At 62.7% G+C, this 17,218-nt stretch carries 16 protein-coding genes and 3 pseudogenes; 11 read left to right on the top strand and 8 right to left on the bottom strand.

What is annotated here, in order from left to right:
• Positions 1 to 741: 741 nt before the first annotated feature.
• Positions 742 to 1,163 (bottom strand): annotated as a pseudogene (locus OKW40_RS03120) (AraC family transcriptional regulator); the annotation flags it as partial.
• 369 nt (positions 1,164 to 1,532) lie between these two features.
• Here OKW40_RS03120 and OKW40_RS03115 point away from each other — a divergent pair.
• Together OKW40_RS03115 and OKW40_RS03110 are read left to right on the top strand one after the other, a co-directional pair.
• Entirely contained in the window at positions 1,533 to 2,675 is a 1,143-nt protein-coding gene (locus OKW40_RS03115) for a porin (protein ID WP_429488084.1), read from the top strand.
• Between the two features lie 12 nt (positions 2,676 to 2,687).
• A complete protein-coding gene (locus tag OKW40_RS03110; protein ID WP_429488082.1) occupies positions 2,688 to 4,415 on the top strand; it encodes a tannase/feruloyl esterase family alpha/beta hydrolase in 1,728 nt (575 codons plus the stop codon).
• A gap of 60 nt (positions 4,416 to 4,475) precedes the next feature.
• On the opposite strand, the gene OKW40_RS03105 is transcribed toward OKW40_RS03110, so the two are convergent.
• Positions 4,476 to 4,601, bottom strand: a complete 126-nt coding sequence (locus OKW40_RS03105) for a helix-turn-helix domain-containing protein (RefSeq protein WP_429354980.1) — start codon at positions 4,599 to 4,601, stop codon at positions 4,476 to 4,478.
• An 85-nt stretch (positions 4,602 to 4,686) separates the two neighbouring features.
• Between OKW40_RS03105 and OKW40_RS03100 the strand changes: the two are divergent.
• From OKW40_RS03100 to OKW40_RS03080, 5 genes and pseudogenes are all read left to right on the top strand, one after another.
• Positions 4,687 to 5,486 (top strand): annotated as a pseudogene (locus OKW40_RS03100) (sulfite exporter TauE/SafE family protein).
• Positions 5,487 to 5,530: 44 nt separating this feature from the next.
• A complete protein-coding gene (locus OKW40_RS03095; RefSeq protein ID WP_429488080.1) occupies positions 5,531 to 5,962 on the top strand; it encodes a YeeE/YedE family protein in 432 nt (143 codons plus the stop codon).
• Position 5,963: 1 nt separating this feature from the next.
• Positions 5,964 to 6,401 (top strand): YeeE/YedE family protein, encoded by a 438-nt coding sequence (locus tag OKW40_RS03090; RefSeq protein WP_184058742.1) that lies wholly within the window; start codon positions 5,964 to 5,966, stop codon positions 6,399 to 6,401.
• Between the two features lie 63 nt (positions 6,402 to 6,464).
• Positions 6,465 to 6,995 (top strand): cytochrome b, encoded by a 531-nt coding sequence (locus OKW40_RS03085; RefSeq protein WP_429402412.1) that lies wholly within the window; start codon positions 6,465 to 6,467, stop codon positions 6,993 to 6,995.
• A gap of 101 nt (positions 6,996 to 7,096) precedes the next feature.
• On the top strand, positions 7,097 to 7,384 hold the full coding sequence (locus OKW40_RS03080; protein ID WP_429488498.1) for a hypothetical protein: 288 nt from the start codon (positions 7,097 to 7,099) through the stop codon (positions 7,382 to 7,384).
• On the opposite strand, the gene OKW40_RS03075 is transcribed toward OKW40_RS03080, so the two are convergent.
• Positions 7,299 to 7,811, bottom strand: coding sequence for a cytochrome b (locus OKW40_RS03075; RefSeq protein ID WP_429488480.1), 513 nt, complete (start codon positions 7,809 to 7,811; stop codon positions 7,299 to 7,301). The two genes, OKW40_RS03080 and OKW40_RS03075, sit on opposite strands and share 86 nt — an antisense overlap.
• A gap of 420 nt (positions 7,812 to 8,231) precedes the next feature.
• Between OKW40_RS03075 and OKW40_RS03070 the strand changes: the two genes are divergently transcribed.
• Entirely contained in the window at positions 8,232 to 8,465 is a 234-nt protein-coding gene (locus OKW40_RS03070) for an EAL domain-containing protein (RefSeq protein WP_429488078.1), read from the top strand.
• 78 nt (positions 8,466 to 8,543) lie between these two features.
• Here OKW40_RS03070 and OKW40_RS03065 read toward each other — a convergent pair whose 3' ends face one another.
• The gene (locus OKW40_RS03065; protein ID WP_429402411.1) at positions 8,544 to 10,577 is read right to left on the bottom strand and encodes a glycoside hydrolase family 28 protein; all 2,034 of its coding nucleotides are present in this window, start codon (positions 10,575 to 10,577) and stop codon (positions 8,544 to 8,546) included.
• A gap of 245 nt (positions 10,578 to 10,822) precedes the next feature.
• Positions 10,823 to 10,945 (bottom strand): hypothetical protein, encoded by a 123-nt coding sequence (locus OKW40_RS03060; RefSeq protein ID WP_429488076.1) that lies wholly within the window; start codon positions 10,943 to 10,945, stop codon positions 10,823 to 10,825.
• 47 nt (positions 10,946 to 10,992) lie between these two features.
• On the opposite strand from OKW40_RS03060, the pseudogene OKW40_RS03055 reads away from it, so the two are divergent.
• Positions 10,993 to 12,715: pseudogene (locus OKW40_RS03055) on the top strand (ShlB/FhaC/HecB family hemolysin secretion/activation protein).
• Positions 12,716 to 12,776: 61 nt separating this feature from the next.
• Here OKW40_RS03055 and OKW40_RS03050 read toward each other — a convergent pair.
• Both OKW40_RS03050 and OKW40_RS03045 read right to left on the bottom strand, forming a co-directional pair.
• Complete coding sequence (locus tag OKW40_RS03050) at positions 12,777 to 13,454, bottom strand: phosphoribosyltransferase (RefSeq protein WP_184059222.1); 678 nt, start codon at positions 13,452 to 13,454, stop codon at positions 12,777 to 12,779.
• Positions 13,455 to 13,685: 231 nt separating this feature from the next.
• The gene (locus tag OKW40_RS03045; protein ID WP_429354986.1) at positions 13,686 to 14,636 is read right to left on the bottom strand and encodes an acetyltransferase; all 951 of its coding nucleotides are present in this window, start codon (positions 14,634 to 14,636) and stop codon (positions 13,686 to 13,688) included.
• Positions 14,637 to 14,810: 174 nt separating this feature from the next.
• Here OKW40_RS03045 and OKW40_RS03040 point away from each other — a divergent pair, with 174 nt between their 5' ends.
• Together OKW40_RS03040 and OKW40_RS03035 are read left to right on the top strand one after the other, a co-directional pair.
• Complete coding sequence (locus tag OKW40_RS03040) at positions 14,811 to 15,119, top strand: hypothetical protein (protein WP_429488074.1); 309 nt, start codon at positions 14,811 to 14,813, stop codon at positions 15,117 to 15,119.
• Entirely contained in the window at positions 15,116 to 16,777 is a 1,662-nt protein-coding gene (locus OKW40_RS03035; RefSeq protein WP_429488073.1) for an AAA family ATPase, read from the top strand. Before OKW40_RS03040 ends, OKW40_RS03035 begins: the two co-directional genes overlap by 4 nt.
• A gap of 111 nt (positions 16,778 to 16,888) precedes the next feature.
• Here OKW40_RS03035 and OKW40_RS03030 read toward each other — a convergent pair whose 3' ends face one another.
• Entirely contained in the window at positions 16,889 to 17,131 is a 243-nt protein-coding gene (locus OKW40_RS03030; RefSeq protein ID WP_184058754.1) for a hypothetical protein, read from the bottom strand.
• Positions 17,132 to 17,218 lie beyond the last annotated feature (87 nt).

The following is a 17,218-nucleotide window of genomic DNA, read 5'->3' as shown; positions in this document are numbered from 1 at the left end:
ACGCCAATTTCATTCTAGACCTGTATATATAACCTTGTCAGTGTATTGGTCTTCGTGACGGACCGCTCTGGCGAGCCACGCTCCATCGACCGCGAATACCCACTCGCCCGACCAGACATCAATTGTTTGATATCCAGAATATCGAAAACTGATTTAAAAGCCGGAATCCGCGTGAAGGATGCGCGATGTGCGTCGCCTATCTCGGGAGAGGCCCGCCGCATAGTACTTTGGGCTGTTGTGGCATCCGGACCCAGTGGGGCTACTGCCCGATCTTTCTGGTGATTGTGGTTGTGTGGAGTGTTGAGCAGGTGCGCGGACTGAATGTCGAACGCGCCCATTGCCCCGGCCTACGTGTTCAGCGCATACATGAAAGCCCGGAATCCACGGTCACCGTTGCCGGTTGTCGCTGTCGGATGAATAATCCCCCGTCAAGATTCGGACGTTTACGTGCGCTAACGATGACGGCCCCTTTCGTCCGTGCCTGCATGAGATTGCCCTTCAAGGCGTATAGGCAATTAACAATTTTGCGCCGATAAATTCTGATTATTTCATTTTCAGAAAAAGTATTTGACGAAGTACGCGTTTACCCATGATGGACACCTCCTGTTCCAAAGGATAGGTGTCCACGAAAGCGGGTCAACTCCAGAAGGTCACATTCGGGTAGGTTTGGGTGCGACTTCTGTCCTTGCACTACACGATCTTTGACTTTTCAGGATGCATCGTCAGCCCACACTCCGTCAGCGCGAGCCGCTCGATCGTTAGCGGCTCCTGCAAATGCGCACGGATGTATTCCTCCACCCGTCGTACATAAAACGGCGCAAGCGGTCTGCGCTCGCGCGTCATGCCGCTTCGTACGCTGTTCGGTTGACCGTAGATAAGCGCGTTCAGCAGTGTCGACTCGAACTGCTCAAATGCGAGTGGATAGCGCAGCGGATGCGCCTCCGTACTCATGATTTCCGCGAGCATCGGCAGCAACTGCATCAGGCACACCCCTGTGCCGACGTCAGTGCGAATTCTGGCTCGAATTCGATTGCCCCACCCGCCGCGTCGCCGAAATGACGCTGTGCATGACGCTCGAGCACATCGCGCTCGATACGCAGGATGGCCTGCGGGCAAGCTTCGCCCCACCGCATGCGCAGCGCCAGCGTGGGCGACACCAGCGAGCCGGCGAGCGTCCATATTGAAGTGGACCTGCGCGTAGGCGAGCTCGTACAGTTTGCGCTGCTCGTCGGAAGGGCAGCCGTCACCGATCAACGCTCGGCTCGCATCCATCCCGCTGCATAGGGTATCTACCGAACATTTCATGCTTGCGTTGTCAGGATACCTGATATCAAATACGGAACTATAGCGACGGACAGGCGCGTCTTCCAGGACGCGCTTTATTTTGTTCTTTATATCAGCTTGCCTGATATTGCATCAACGGTGATCGGCGCCAGCATCCCCGTCACGCTCATCGCCGCAATCGCCTGAAACCGAAGATCCCTCAATCGCAGTTCAACAAAAAAACATACAACTGGTCTGGAGACATCACCATGCAATTGAAGTCGACTCACGTTCTCAGGTTCGGTGCGCTATGCGCGCTGAGCACTGGAGCCTTTGCGCAATCGAGCGTCACGTTGTATGGCATCGTGGACACGGGGATCGAGTATGTCTCGCACGCGAACGCGAAGGGCGACAGCGTCTTTCGCATGCCATCCGTTACCGGAGAGTTCCCATCACGCTGGGGGCTGCGCGGCAACGAAGATCTAGGCGGCGGCTACAGCGCTGTCTTCACGCTCGAAAGCGGCTTTAACGTGCGCGACGGCAGTTCTGGACAGGGCGGGAGGCTGTTTGGACGCCAGGCATTCGTCGGCATGAAAAGCCCGTACGGAACGCTCGCGTTCGGCCGTCAGTACACGATGACCTATCTTGCGGTTCAGGGCGCCGACATCATCGGTCCGGACATTTACGGCATGGGCTCCCTGGATGCCTATGTGCCCAACGCACGCGCCGACAACTCCATCACCTATCTTGGCTCGTACAAGGGCTTTACGCTGGGCGCGGGCTATTCATTCGGACGGGACGCGGCGGGTACCGGCAACTCGCCGGGACAAGGAACCTGTACCGGCTCGGTTCCAGGCCACGCCACGGAATGCCGCGACTGGTCCGCAATGCTCAAGTACGACTCTCAATATTTCGGCGCGGCTGCGTCGTACGAGGAGCAACGCGGCGGCGCGACCGCAGCCGCCAACTTCTTCGACGGAATTGCGCCGACACCTCTCATCAACGCCGCGGACAAGGACGCCCGTACCCAACTGAGCGCCTATGCGCAGTACGCAGGCGCGAAGATCGGCGCAGGTTGGATTGGACGCCGCGTAGTGACCCAGTCGCCGACAGTACCGAATATCCGTTCGGATCTGTTCTTCCTGGGCGCTTCGTACATGGTCACGCCTGCGTTCCTCCTCGATGGCGAAATGTTTCGGATCATCAATAGCGACCACGATACCCGCGCCACGATGGGAACGTTACGCACCACCTATCTTCTGAGCAAGCGTTCGTCGGTCTATGCGCAGGCTGCGTATCTCGCGAACAGCGCGAAGGCGCGCTATTCGGTCAGCGGTGGCGGCGGTGGGACCACGCCAGGCGCGGGCATGGGTCAAACGGGCGTGATGGTCGGCATTAAACACATGTTCTGATAGGGGGCGAGAATGAAACGAACTTCAATTGCTATGTGCGTATCGGCAGTGTCCGCGATGCTGGCGGCCTGCGGCGGCGGTTCCGACTCGCTCTCCACCAGTGCGACACAATTGCCTCGGCTTTCCGCAGCACAACCCGCGACGCTGTCAGGAAACTGCAGCGCGCTCGCCGCCAGGCTGACGTTTGCGGCCACGACGTTCACGTCCGTTACCGACGTGCCGGCCGGAACGCTCACGGTGGCAGGAAAGTCCGTGCCCGAACATTGCGTGATCGAAGGGAAAATGAATCAACGCACGAGCGCCGTTGACGGCCAAACTTATGCGATTGGTTTTGAAATGCGGCTACCTATCGCGTGGAATGGTCGCTTTTTCTATCAGGCCAACGGTGGTCTCGACGGTAGTGTGACACCGGCGACGGGGGTGCTCAGTGGCGGGGGCCCGCTGAACAACGCTCTAAACATGGGCTTCGCCGTGATCAGTTCGGATGCAGGTCATTCCGGGTCGCAAAACCCGCTGTTTGGTCTCGATCCCCAGGCGCGCCTCGATTATGGCTATAACGCCGTTGCTACGCTCACGCCAATGGCCAGGCAGGTGATCAAGTTGGCCTATGGCAAGGGCCCCGACCGCAGCTACTTCGAAGGTTGCTCGAACGGCGGCCGTCATGCGATGGTGGCGGCAGCCAGGTCTTTCGCGGATTACGACGGCATCATTGCCGGCGACCCCGGCTTCCATTTGCCAAAGGCGGCGATCGGGCAGATGTGGAGCGCACAACAGCTAGCTACCGTCGCGACCGCCAAAACGTCGGCCGGAATTGCCGATATCACCACCGGCTTGACGACTGCTGAAAGGCAGCTCATCGCGTCGAAGGTCATCGCGAAGTGCGATTCGCTGGATGGTGTAGCGGACGGGATGGTGCAAGACATCAAAGCGTGCCAGGCGAACTTCGACCTGGCCACGGACGTACCGACATGTTCGAGCAATGGGCGCGACGGCACCTGTCTTACGGCGGCTCAAAAGCAAGCCGTTGGAAATATTTTTTCTGGGGCGAAAAATAGCGCTGGCACTGCGCTCTATGCGAGCTTTCCGTATGACGTCGGTGTCAACGGATCAGGCTGGGCCGCGTGGAAGCAAGGCAATTCGATCAGCCTTGACCCGGCTGCGGCGGCCTTCGTATTTACGTCGCCGCCGCAGAGCGCTTCGCTGCTCAGCTCCATCGGCGCCTACGCTCTGAACTTCGACATGGACAGTGACGCGCCGAAGATCTTCGCAACGAGCGGTGTCTATTCCGAGACTTCGTGGTCATTCATGACCCCGCCGAACGAGACTGATTTGAGCGGTCTGAGGAGCCGGGGCGCGAAGTTGATCGTCTATCACGGGACGAGCGATCCAGTGTTCTCGTCGAACGATACGACCGACTGGTATCAGCGCCTGTCCACGGCTAGTGGTGGTGACGCGAGCAATTTCGCCCGGCTCTTCACGGTAGCAGGAATGAACCACTGCAGCGGCGGTCCGACGGCCGATCAGTTCGACATGCTGACGCCTATGGTGGCATGGGTCGAGCAAGGGCAAGTGCCGAACCGGGTCATCGCAACGGCTCGCGACACGACCAACGCGATACCGAATGGCGAGGTGCCGACTAGCTGGGGTGCCGGGCGCACGCGTCCGCTCTGCGCGTATCCGAAGGTGGCCCGCTATACCAGCGGAGACGTGAACTCGGCAAGCAGTTTCACTTGCAGCTAAGCCACTGACCGTGCGAGGGGGGAGAAGATGTGAACGCTCCCCCACTACGCCGAGGAAACGTTAGGCTCCCTCACCGCCCGCGATCGCTTTGAGCCGGCGATAAAGCGTGCGCTCGCTCAATCCCAGCTGCGCGGCAAGCTCACTGCGTTTTCCGCGGAATTGCGCCGCTGCGCGCGAGTTCCGCATCGGTCAGCTTGCGCGGCAAACCCACGCCCACCGCCAGCGAATCCTGACCACCGCCGGAAGTCCTGTCGCGGACCGCCTGCGGCAAGTGTTCGGCGCGGATCACGCCACCGTCGGCGCGCTGGTCGGCGCGATTCTCGGGCTGACTGGCGCGGGCGGCAGCATTCTTGCCGTGCCCGGGCTCGTGTTCAGCATGGGCTGGCCGCTGCAGCAGGCCACGCCGGTCGCGCTCGTCGCGGTGGCCGGCGGCGCAGCGGTGGGCGCGCTCGAGGCATTCCGCAAGCGGCTCGTCCGTTATCGCGCCGCGCTGCTGATGGCCGCCGCGGGGGTGCCCGCGACCGCCGCCGGCGCGCGTCTCGCGCATGCGTTTCCGCAACGCGTGCTGCTCGCGCTGTTTGCCGCGGTCATGCTGGTGGTCGCGTTCCGGCTGTTGCGTCGGACGCTCGCGCGTCTCGCGAGGCACAATGGTCAATCTGCGTCGCGCATGTCGACCCTGCGACCGGCCGCTTTCGCTGGACCTGGCCGACCGCAGCCGCGCTCGCGGCCACCGGTTCGCTGACGGGATTGATGACGGGGATGCTCGGTGTCGGCGGCGGCTTCATCATCGTGCCGATGATGCGCAAGCTGACGGACGTGTCGATGCACGGTATCGTCGCGACTTCGCTGATGGTGATCGCACTCGTCGGCAGTGGCGGCGTTCTCGCGACGGCCACGCACGGCGCAACGCTTCCACTCGAAGTCGCGTTGTGGTTCACTGGCGCCGCCGCCGGTATGCTCAGCGGACGGCTTGCATCGCATCACATCGCCGCGCGTCAGGTGCAACTGGGCTTTGCGAGCATCCTCGTCTGCGTGGCGCTCGGCCTGCTGGTCAAAGCGGCGCTGATGTAAGCGCCGCCGCTTCCCTCCAACCCACACGACTGTCGACCTGAACGATGATCGATCTCGACCATTTCACCCCGCTCGCGTCCCTGTGCGGAGGCCTGCTGATCGGCGCCGTGGCTGCGGCGATGGCGCTTTTGCTGGGCCGCATCGCCGGAATCAGCGGGATAGTCGGCGGCCTGCTGCGCTGGACCAGGCAAGACGGCGCATGGCGCGTCGCCTTCGTTGCCGGGCTGGTCGCTGCCGCGGTAATCGCGCGCGCGGTCGGTGCGCCCGTCGCGATCACCGTCGACGCGTCGTGGCCGGCCGTGATCGCGGCCGGCTTTCTGGTCGGCATCGGCACCCGCTATGGCAGCGGTTGCACGAGCGGACACGGCGTGTGTGGCATTTCACGCGGCGCCACGCGCTCGCTCGTAGCGACGGCGACGTTCATGGCGGCCGGCTTCGTCACCGTCTATATCACGCGACATCTTCTCGGAGCATAGGATGGCAACAGTCGTTTCATTCGTATGCGGGCTGCTGTTCGGCTTCGGCCTGCTGTTGTCGGGCATGGCCAACCCCGCCAAAGTGCTGGGCTTCCTCGATTTCGCAGGACGCTGGGACCCGTCGCTCGCGTTCGTGATGATCGGCGCGGTGGCTGTCGCAGCAATCGGCTTCGCGATCGCGAAGCGCCGCGGCAAGTCGCTGCTCGGATTGCCGATGCAGATTCCCGCGTCAACGCACGTCACGCGAAGGCTGATGGTGGGCAGCCTCGCGTTCGGCGTCGGTTGGGGAATTGCAGGGTTCTGTCCCGGCCCGGCGCTCGTTGCGCTCGGACTCGGGTCGGTGAAAGCGTGGGTGTTCGTGGCGGCGATGATCGCGGGGATGGCGGTCTTCGAGTGGTTGGAACGGCGCAGACAGGCGGCCTTGGCGACTGCCCCTTAACCTGGCCTTAAGGCGCGGCCGTGTACGATCTGTTTCGACTGAATCCAACTCACAGGCTCCCCTATGCAAGTCTCCACTGAACACCGCTATGATATCGTCGCACGTTTGCTCCATTGGCTCGTCGTCGGGCTGGTTGCCGCGCAGTTCGTGATCGGCTGGACGATGCCGGACGTGCACCGCGATACCGTGCCGGACGGCGAAATCGCCTGGCACCTTGGCGTCGGCACCGCACTGCTCGCAGCGATGGTGTTGCGGGTGCTGTGGCGCGTGACTCATCGGTCGCCGCCGGACAGCCTGCCGCCGCTGTTTCGCGCCGCTTCGAAGCTCACGCACCTCGCGCTGTATGTGCTGCTCGTGCTGGTGCCGCTGCTCGGCTGGATCAACGCTTCGTCGCGCACGTGGACGGTCCGCCTCGCCGGACTTGCTTCGTTGCCCTCACTGTCGGCACCGGGTTCGTCATTCGGACATGCGATGGGCGATGTTCACGGCGTCCTCGCTTGGGTTCTATTCGGCGTGATCTGCTTGCATATCGCAGCGGCGATGTTTCATCAGTTCGTCGCCGGCGACCGCGTTCTGCAGCGCATGAAGATCTAGCGGTAGTTCGAGCGCTGCCTATATTTGCCCGTCAAACAGGGCAAAGCTGCGTGGCATGTCACGCGGGCGGACAGTTTCCCGAACTGATGCCGTACGGTCGAATGTTCAAGCTGAACGGATATACCTTCGGTGAACGTACGATTCCAGTGGCCGTGATGGCGATGCTCGACGTGACCAGGACGAGGCTCAACCATGATGCCAGCGGCAATATCGTCTCTCCCAAAGACGGTCTGCCTATTTTCGATTCAGCCAGCATCTTCCTCGCCGGCAAGATCACCGACAGGATCGGTGCGTTCGCGCAATTTACCTACTCGAACTACGACCATCAGTACGTGCCCGTCCCGCCGGAAACCAGCGTGGAAGCATCGCGATCAGGACGTCGTCTTTAAGGAAGGCATGATGAAAAATAGCCGCGAATGCGTGCAACCCCGCAAGCCACATAATGGCGTCGCCGAGCCACGCGTGCAGCGATGCGAGGGCTGAGCCTGCTCCATGCGAACTACTGAGTAAAGGCGGAATATCGTAACCGCCGATCAGCGTCAACGGATGCCCTTCGAGCCACGCGCCCGAGATGGCGGTAAGCGGAAGCGCGAGGAGAAGCAGATACAGCATCCATCGAACGGTTGTTGCCATCACAGCTATCCAGCGAGAAATTGGAGGTGTCTCGGGACGCGCGTCGTATGCTCGCCACAGCAGGCGGACGAGGGTGAGCGCGAACACGCACAAACCCAAAGTCTCGTGCAGTCGCCGGTCGAACTCGTGCACCGAAGAGTAGACGCGCTGTTCAGATCCGCCGGGCCCATACATGAACGTCACGAGCACGACAATTGCCGTGCACCAGTGGAGGAATTGGGCAATTGAACCGTAGCGTGTGGCAGAGCTTTTCACTATAGCGCTCCCGATGTGTGCCCATCGACGAACGGTAGGCACGACCGCGACACGGCAAGCCAGTGGATAACACACGCAGCTGCATCGTATCGTGACGTGGCATACATGGCTGGCCGGACGCTGGCGTATTGGATTCGTGAATGGATTCTACGCGCAAACTCCTGGTGAAATCTCAAGCTGTTGGCGGCTCACGTTTCAAATCTTCTCCGTCCAGTCAGGCGGCGCGGTGTGCAGCCGGTCGCGTGGCGAGCGCCCGCAGATCGCAGATCATTCCGCGCGGCCCGAAACACCTGCAACGACGTTTATACCCCTGGCCGAAGACATCGGTTTGATTGCGTCAATCGGAGAATGGGTGCTGCAAACTGCCTGTGCACAGGCAAAGCGCTGGGAGGAAGTGCTGCCCGCAACCTGCGTTTCGAAGTCGTCGCGAAAGGCGTCGAACGAGCGGAACAATTGGCTTTTCTTGCCGTGGCCGGCTGCGAGATCGTTCAGGGATACTACTTCGCCGCGCCACAGCCAGCGGCGAATATTCCGGCCTACGCGGCGAGCCTGATGAGCGAGCTGCAAAGTGGCTCGTCTTGAGAGCCCCCGGCGCGACGACTTCACTTTGGCTGTGCGACGCCAAAGAGCGGCGCCTCGCCGCTCTTTGGTGCGTCGTGTTTAACGCGGATCCGACAGCGTCTGATTGAGCGTCTGCCCAGCGATGATCACGTTCTGCAACGTAATGTCGTGCACGTTGTAGAGGTAGATCGGACCCGGCGTGCTGGCGCTCGCGGGGCCTGCGGCCACAGGCGTGCCGAAGTCGCAGTTGGAAATCGTCACTCCCGTGATTGCCGGTACGCTCGGCGCAGGCGCCGGACCGTTGTAGTCGAACGCAACTGGACCTTGTGCAACGATGGCCTGGAAACAGGAGCCGGTTGTACTGCCCAATGTCACGTTCGAAGCATTGACGTTCGTGATGTTGACGTTGTCAATGAGCGCGGGGCGTGTGCGAATCGCATCGGCGGCAGGCTGGTAATCGCAATCGAACGTGATCAGGCCGCCTTGAGACGCGGACGGGTTGGCGGCGGTTGCGGTGGCCACACCGATGGGCACGGTGCCGTTGATCGGACTGCCCGTCAGCATCTTGCTGCCGTAGCCTCCACCCGTCAGGCTCACGCCATGCGGAAGCGTGACGCCGTTCACGTAGAAGTTCTTGACGTAGCCTCCACGGTTCATGTTCGTCTTGATACGGATCGCGATGTTCAGCGAATTCGTTGCCCAGAACTGATTGAGCATGGTCAGATTGCGCGCGTAGATGTTCTGCACGCCGCCACCCATCTCGCTGCCGAGCGTAATGCCGCCGTGACCGCTATTCATCATGCAGTTCTGGATCACATGGTTCTGCGCGGGTCCGTACTCCGTGTCGAGATCCTTGCCTGACTTGATCGCGATGCAGTCGTCGCCGGTGTTGAACGTTACGCTGTCGCACAGCACCGTGTTGCAGGCGTCGGGGTCGAAGCCGTCGTTGTTCGGTCCGATACTGTCGGCTGTCACGCCACGGATCACGACGTTCGTGCAGTCCGTCGGATGATGCTGCCAGAACGGCGTGTTGTTGGTTCGGTAGTTTTCCATCAGCACGTTCGTGCAACCGATGAACTCAACCATACACGGCCGCAGATAGTGGCCGAGACCAAAGATTCGCTGCGCGACCGGCACGCCCGCTTCGGAGAGCGCCGGCAGGTAGTTCTGGTCTTGCTGCCACGGCGTAGCCGGATTGGTCAACATCGCGTAGAGCGCGGCCGGAATGGTAGGGGCGACCACCATCAGATCGACGTTGTTCGGGTTCGTATAGGCCTGGGACGGCGTGGTCGACCCCGCGCAGCCGTATGCGCCGCTGGAACCCTTGTAGGTCCACCAGCAAGTGCTGGTGTTTCCGCTTCCGGCGAACGGCGTCATCGCCTGACCGTTCAGCACCGAGGTCGGGCCTTCGCCAGTCACCGCGATGTTGTTCGCATTTCGCGCGTACACGGGCGAGCCGAAGTTCAGGCAGTCGTTCGCCTGCCAGCGGCTGTAGTAAAGATTGCCGTTGGCGCCGCAGTTGACCGGACCGTCCTTCGCATAGTCGGCGGGATTCGGGCTGAAATAGATCGTGCAGTTCGCACTCAGATGGAAGTTGACGTTGCTCTGCAGCACGATGGGACCCGCGCAATACCACGTGCCCGCCGGCACCACGACCCGGCCGCCACCGGCTGCACTGCAGGCCGCGATTGCCGCGAGGAAAGCGGGACGTGAATCGAACGATCCCGGTGCGTTGGTCGCGCCGGCCCCCGTACTCAGGGGCGATGAACTGCCGGTGTAGGGGTTGGCCTGGGCAATGACCGCGCACGGTTGCGCACCGTACTGCTCGACCTGGAAATCGACGGCCGGGAACGCGCTCTGCGTGATCTTCTGCAGCGCATTAATGATGTTCGTCGCTGAGCCGTTGGGACCCCAGATCGGGTCGGCCGCAGCCGTTGACGGCGTGCTTCCCGTCGCTGGCGTGGAACTACTGCTTCCGCCTGCCGCGGAAGCGGAAACTCCGCCGCCGCAAGCCTGCAGGAGTGCGCTGCCGGCGAGCGCGCCTCCGAGGCCAATGAAGCCACGGCGCGAAATGCGCAAGGTGTCGCCCGTTGCGGGCGCATTTTTATCAAGATCGCACGACAGCTTGGACATGGAGTCCCCTCCGGACAAATAGTTGTAGGCGCACGAGAGAATCGTCATCGCGCATGTTGTATGACAAGTCTAGAAGAGTAAAGACAAGACGCGGGTCAGTACATATCGTGGAAACCCTTACTAAATGTTTCCTCGATAGCATTTCGCGAGTGTGAAGAGGGTTCGGATCGCTTTTGGAAACTGGCGCAGGCGCTTCGACTAGAATAATTTCGACGTGCGGCTCCGGATTCGATGCACCACACCCGTTAATAGGTATCGCCATGAACGACGGAAGGCTCGTATTGCATGCGCGACATCGGGTTGAGGGCGGCGGCCTGCTGGTCGCCGCAGCCTGCGGCCACGCTGCCAATAGGCACAGCGCTTTGCATATAAGCGATCGATGAAACCGCGATCCGCCGCCTGCACTGCTGTCCTGATGATCGCAACGTGCATTGCGGGCATCATGCAGACTTCACCAGTAGCGGCACAGGCATGGCGCGACCTCGCGCCGCAACCCGCACCGCAGGCGCCGCGAAGCGCGTCGTCACCCTCCTCCCCGGAAGCGCAGGCCGAGTCTGCACGGATCGCTGTCGAGCGGCTTGCCGGGCTCGTCTTCGAACCAGCCGGCGCGTCCGCGGCGGCATCGCCGAGGCAGCAAGGTCGTATCGTCGCGCAAGGATTGCCCGTACTCGACGCCGCCTTCCTGCAGAGCTTCGCCACGGACCTCGACAAGCCGCTGACCTTCGGCCGCCTCGCCGAGATACGCCGCGCCGTGGTCGCGCGTTATCGGGCGGCGGGAAAGCCGCTCGTCGACGTCTACGTGCCGGAACAGGACGTGAGCTCGGGTGTCGTGCGTATCGCCATTGCCGAATTCAAACTGGGTCGGGTTCACGCCAGCGGCAACACCTACTTCTCGAGCAGGCTTCTCGAACGTGAAATGCCGCTCGAGCCCGGCGGACCGATCCTGCAATCGGCGGTCTCGAAGGGACTTGCGGTGCTCAACGCGAATCCTTACCGACGGGTCGATGCTGTTTTTGCGCCCGGTGAGGCCGCCGACACGACCGACGTCGTGTTGCAAACCGAAGACCGGCTGCCGCTTCGCGTAAGCGCGGGTTATGACAATGAAGGCGTGCCGGAGCTCGGCCGTGATCGGTTCTTTGCAGGCATAGGCTACGGCAACCTGCTTGGTCTCGATCAGCAGATCGCCTATCAATTCACGGCCAGCAACGATTTTTTCAGCGGCAATCCGAATATCGAAGGCCGCCCGAACCGCGCCCCGCTTCACCGCGCACGCGCTGAACTATACGGCGCCGCTGCCTTGGCTCGACAGTATCGAGTTGTTCGGCGTCTACGCGCAGAGCACGCCACGGTTGCCCGACACGTATGGGCAAACGGGCATTTCTGCGCAGCTCAGCTTTCGCTACGACTTGCGTCTGCCGACCATCACGGACACGACACAGTTGATCCAGATCGGATACGACTTCAAGCGCAGCAACAACGATCTGGAATTTGGCGGCTCCCAGGTTTTCAACTCGAATACGCACATACATCAGTTCGTGTTGTCTTACGACATCAGCAAACCGACCGAGGCTGGCACGGCGCACGCCGCGGCGACACTCGTCGCCAGTCCGGGCGGACTGGATGGCAACAATCAGGATTCGGCATTTAACGCCGCGCGGCAGGGCGCGACGGCCCGCTACGTCTATATGCAGTTGACAGCGTCTCGTGCCACCGCGCTTGGGGCTGGCTTCACGCTGATCACGAACGGAACGTTCCAGTGGACGCCGAACACGTTATTACCGAGCGAGGAGATGGGGCTCGGCGGGGAGTCCAGTGTGCGAGGCTACGACCCATACGTCACGCTCGGCGATCGCGGCTGGAACATTCAGACCGAGGTGCGCACGCCTGCGATCTCGCTCGGCGCGAGCAACGCAGTCGTGCAACCCTTTGTGTTTTTCGATGCGGGCCGCGTATGGAGCACGATCGACCAGCCAGCCGAAACTAACCCCGGTCTGCTCGCGGGCATCGGCGCGGGCGTGCGCGTCCAATGGTCGAGATTCGTGGATTTGCGCTGCACCTATGGCGCGCCGTTACGCTCGGCGATACCAAATGGTTCGAAGGCGCCGATCGTGCTCTTGTACGTGTCGGTCGGAACGTGAGCCGTCGATAGATGCCCCATGTTCGACACGGCCCGCCGCCGTGTCTGCCTTCGTTGCGCCGTCATCCGGCCGAGTCCGAGCCCTGCTCGGGCTCCCAATCGCGCGCGGCGGCGAGACAGGCGCGGACTTCTTCATCGGTCGTCTGGTCGAAATTCACATAGAACCCGCCGATCCCCATCAACCAATCCGGCTGCAGCACGCTCACGAACGCGTGCGCGATTCCTTCGAATGCCGTGCACGCATCGGATTGCGACACCGGGATCGCCACCACGATCCGAGCGGGATGTCTGCTGCGGAGTGCGTCGAGCGCCGCATGCATCGATGCCCCCGTCGCGATGCCGTCGTCGACCACGATCACCGTCTTGCCCTGTACTGGCACCGGCGGGCATTCCCCACGGTACGCCAGTTCCCTGCGCGCGAGTTCGGCTGTTTCGCGCGCGATCACGTCGGCCAATTCGGCGTCACTGATTTGCAGTTCGCGAAGCACCGACCTTTCCAGATGAAGGGCGCCCCCCGTCGCGATGGCGCCCATCGCCAGTTCCTCGTCTTGCGGCGCCCCAAGCTTTCTGACGACGAGAACGTCGAGCTTCGCATGCAATGCCCGTGCAACTTCGAACGCGACAGGAACGCCGCCGCGCGGCAGAGCCAGCACCACCAGATCGCCGCGACCCTGATAGTCGCGCAGTGCGTGGGCCAGTTGTCTGCCAGCGTCGGCGCGGTCGCGAAACAGGTTGCCCATCGCTTTTCCTCCCGCAACGTCGGTGCGCGTTGCCAGAGCCACTATGCCATCAATCGGCCGCAGCAAGCGTCCTCCTGAACGGAGAAGTTTTCACGGGTCTCGCCGGCGATGCCGGTACAGGGGCATGCTTCCATGGCCGCTACCTCGCGCTCGATGCGCCACCTGGCGAATTCGCACTGCCGACTGCGATGCGGCGGTGAATTACCGGTCACCCGCTCCTCGAACGTCGCGTCAAAACGCAACGCTGAACGCTGTCACGAATTCGTCGAGCCGCGCGCGATCGAGCCCGTCGATACCGGCGGCAGCGACCCTGCCGTTTCCTCCGAACTTCCTGCAAAGGACGTCGGCGCCTCGCGGACAATCGAGCGGAGCCCGTACGCTCGCCGTGTATCGGCCATCGGCGCCGGCCGTCAGCACCGCGTGCGCTCGCGCCGGGTCGCGTCGCGCGACGAGATTGGCGAAATCGCCTCGCACGCGCCGCGCCCACGCCGCGTCGGGAAGAATGTGCAGCGTTCCATTGGCGAGCCGCCGCGTTACCGCGAGTCCCAAGGCCAGTTCGAGGTCTTCCGTTCGTCGCGCCTGCAGTTCGGGCAGCACGCCGGTCGACGCAATGAACTCAAGGGGGTCCGAATAGGGTTGAATGGCGCGATACATCTCGACAGGATCGACGGCAAGATCGACGACGCTGTCCCCGTAGGCGTTGTAGTTGATCGCTTCGCCGAGTTCGCGCAGTTTGCGCTCATCGGACGAGTTCACCGCGCACGCACTGGCGGCCCGATGCGCGGCCCTATGCAGGTTGTCGCCATAGGCCGCGACCACCGCCCATCGCGTGTACCGGCCTTGAAGATGGCGGTCCACGATCAGCGCAGTGCACCTATCCGGTGACGTATCGATATGCGTCGTCAGCAGCGCGTGTGCGGGGATGGGACCGGGGAAATGATGATCGAAATAGTCGATCTTTACACCAAGATCCAGCAACGCGATGAGTGGCTCGCGGTTCGAGTCGAGCGAAATATCCAGCACGGTCACGCTGTCGCCCGGCTGCGCGTTCGCGCGTTGCAGAAGCGTTATCTCGCGCTTGGCTCCCGTGATCAGGATGGTGTCGGCAGGCTCGGCGAGCCGCAACTGATGCAGCGCGCAGATGCCGTCGGCATCGCCATTGAAAATATCGAATCGCTTCATCCGCTGCTCCACCGGCGCGTTGCTGCCACGATCGCACGCGGCTTGACTGCGGTCAATCGGTGACCCACGCTCCATTTCGTATGGAAGCGTGCAGGCAGTTGCCGAGCGACTGGCGATGCCCGGCTACCGCCTCGTTGATACAGATCAAGCCGGTTACCATACCCGATGGCTTCAATGAGTAGACGATTCCGGCTCGCGCGCAAGGCGGGCGCCGGCCGTCCCACCACGCGGAGGTCAACCGTGCCGAATGAGACGCTCGTGCTTCACCATGACGCCCGGCAATGGCTGCTCGATGGCATCAATGCGCTCGCCGAGGCCGTCAAGGTCATGCCCGGTTTCGGCGGCCGCAGCGTGATCGTCGAACGCGCGCCCGGCGTGCCGCTCTTCGCGAATTCCGGCCTGGTTGTCGCGGGCTCGGTCGACTTGAGCGGTCGCCACGAAGAAATGGGCGCGCAGCTGCCCGCGAGGTGGAGTCCGGCATGAGTTCGCCACGGAGCCGCAAGCTTTCTTCACCACGGGCCAATGCAGGCATGCGCGGCATCCAGCATCTCGCCAACCGGGTCCGCGCCGCGCGCCGCAGCGTGCGCGGACTCGACGCGACGCTGCGCAGGCCGGGCACGTACCGTCATCCGGCGGGCAGGATCGTCCGGGTCGAAACGCACATATCCGTCGTGTATCTCGCCGGGCGCTTCGCGTACAAGATCATCAAACCCGTCGCCCCGGGTTTCGCGGACTTTACCGCCACCGCGACCCGCGAGCGCTGCTGCGAAGCCCAGCTCCGTCTGAACCGGCCACTCGCGCAAGGTATTTACGCCGGCGTGCTGCCGATTGCGCGCCACGCCGGCGTGCTGACACTCGGGGACGGCGGCGTGACAGTCGATCACGCGGTCAAGATGCGCCGCTTCGACGAGGCGATGCTCTTTTCGAGTCTCGCGGCGAAGGGAGCACTGACGCCGCGCGACATCGACGGCGCGGCGAAGCGGCTCGCCGACTATCACCTGAGGGCGCCCCGCAACGCGCCGTCGTCGCGCTACGGGAGCGCCACGCTGGTGCGAACGCAGATCGAAACGATCAACGCGGCGCTGCTGGCCAATTGCAGCCATCCCGCGCTGCCCGGCATTGCCGCGTGGTGCGCGCGACAGCTCGACCAACTCGCGCCGCTGATCGAGCGGCGCCGCGCCGAGGGTTTCGTGCGGGGTTGCCATGGCGATCTGCATCTGGACAACGTGGTTCGCTGGCGCGGCGCAATCGCGATGTTCGACTGTATCGACTTCGACGATGCGCTACGCTGGATCGACGTCGCAGCGGACGTCGCGTTTCTCGTGATGGACCTGTGCGCGCGAGCGGAGCCCCGTCTGGCCAATCGACTGTTGAACCGTTGGCTCGAAACGTCGGGCGATTATGCGGCGCTGTCGCTGATGCCTTTGTACGTCGCCTATCGCGCGCTGGTGCGGGCGTGGGTCGCGTGCCTGAAAGCGGGATACGTAGCGGGCCGCAGCGTCGCCATCCCGGATCCGGCCCTGCGCTACCTCGAGGTGGCACGGGCGCAAACGCAGAAGCCGGGACCCGTTTTGCTGCTGTGTCATGGCTACTCCGGTTCGGGAAAATCGGTCGCGAGCCGGGCCCTTGCGGACCTGTGCGGCGCGGTGCGAGTGTCGAGCGATGCCGAACGCAAGCGTCCGCGGCCGGCGCCCGACGCGCAAACCTCGCTCGGCGCCGAACACTACACGCCAGCTGCACGCCACGCGATCTACGACCACCTTCTACGACTCGCGCACCGCGTGCTGCAAAGCGGCCACAGCGCGATCGTCGACGCGACCTTTCTCGAGTTCCGTCACCGCGACACGTTTTTCGCGCTCGCCCAACGGCTTGGCGTACCGGCTCGCATTCTCGACTTTCGTGCCGAACCAACGGTGCTCGCGCAACGCATCGAAGCGCGCCGGCATGGTCCGCGCGATCTGTCCGACGCCGACACCGCGACGCTCGCGCGTCAACTTGCGAGCGCCGACGCACTGACGCCGGCGGAACAGGCGTTGACCTTGTCATTCGACACCGCGGTACCGATGGCGGCGTTCGACTCCCCCGCGATCTGGCGACCCGTGCTTGCACTGATGCAGTCAGCGCCGTTTGCGACCCGCTGATCGTGTTCCGACGCGAAGCGGGGTCATTGATCTGCGCGCGTGACCGAGGTCGCGTCCGCGTCGATCACGGCTGGCCGATGCTTCACCAGATCCGTTGATACCGGTGGGCGCTTAGAAGTAGCGCGCGCTCATTGCCGGTGCCTGTTCAACGGGCGGAAACACGTCCCACGAACCCTTGCCGTGCCGGAAAAATACGATCGTCAGCGGTCTCGAAGAAATCGCGCCTTCGAGCCAGACATACCGCGCCCGGGTGATCGCCAGGCGGCCCGTGCGCACCACGTGCGCCGGTGTCGTGCCGGTCGGCGCAAGCCATTTCTCGACCAGTGCGCGCAGCGGGATGATGGTGTCGTTCATTGCCGCCTCCCTGGACTCGCCGACCTTGGCGCCGGACATCGCGGCGTGTCGTCGAATCTATTATCGGCAACGGCTGGCGTTATCTAA

The organism is Paraburkholderia sp. RAU6.4a, from assembly GCF_050435625.1.
GTDB lineage: Bacteria > Pseudomonadota > Gammaproteobacteria > Burkholderiales > Burkholderiaceae > Paraburkholderia > Paraburkholderia tuberum.
The sequence above is the reverse complement of the archived record's forward strand: the minus strand, read 5'-3'. Positions and strand labels throughout refer to the sequence as shown.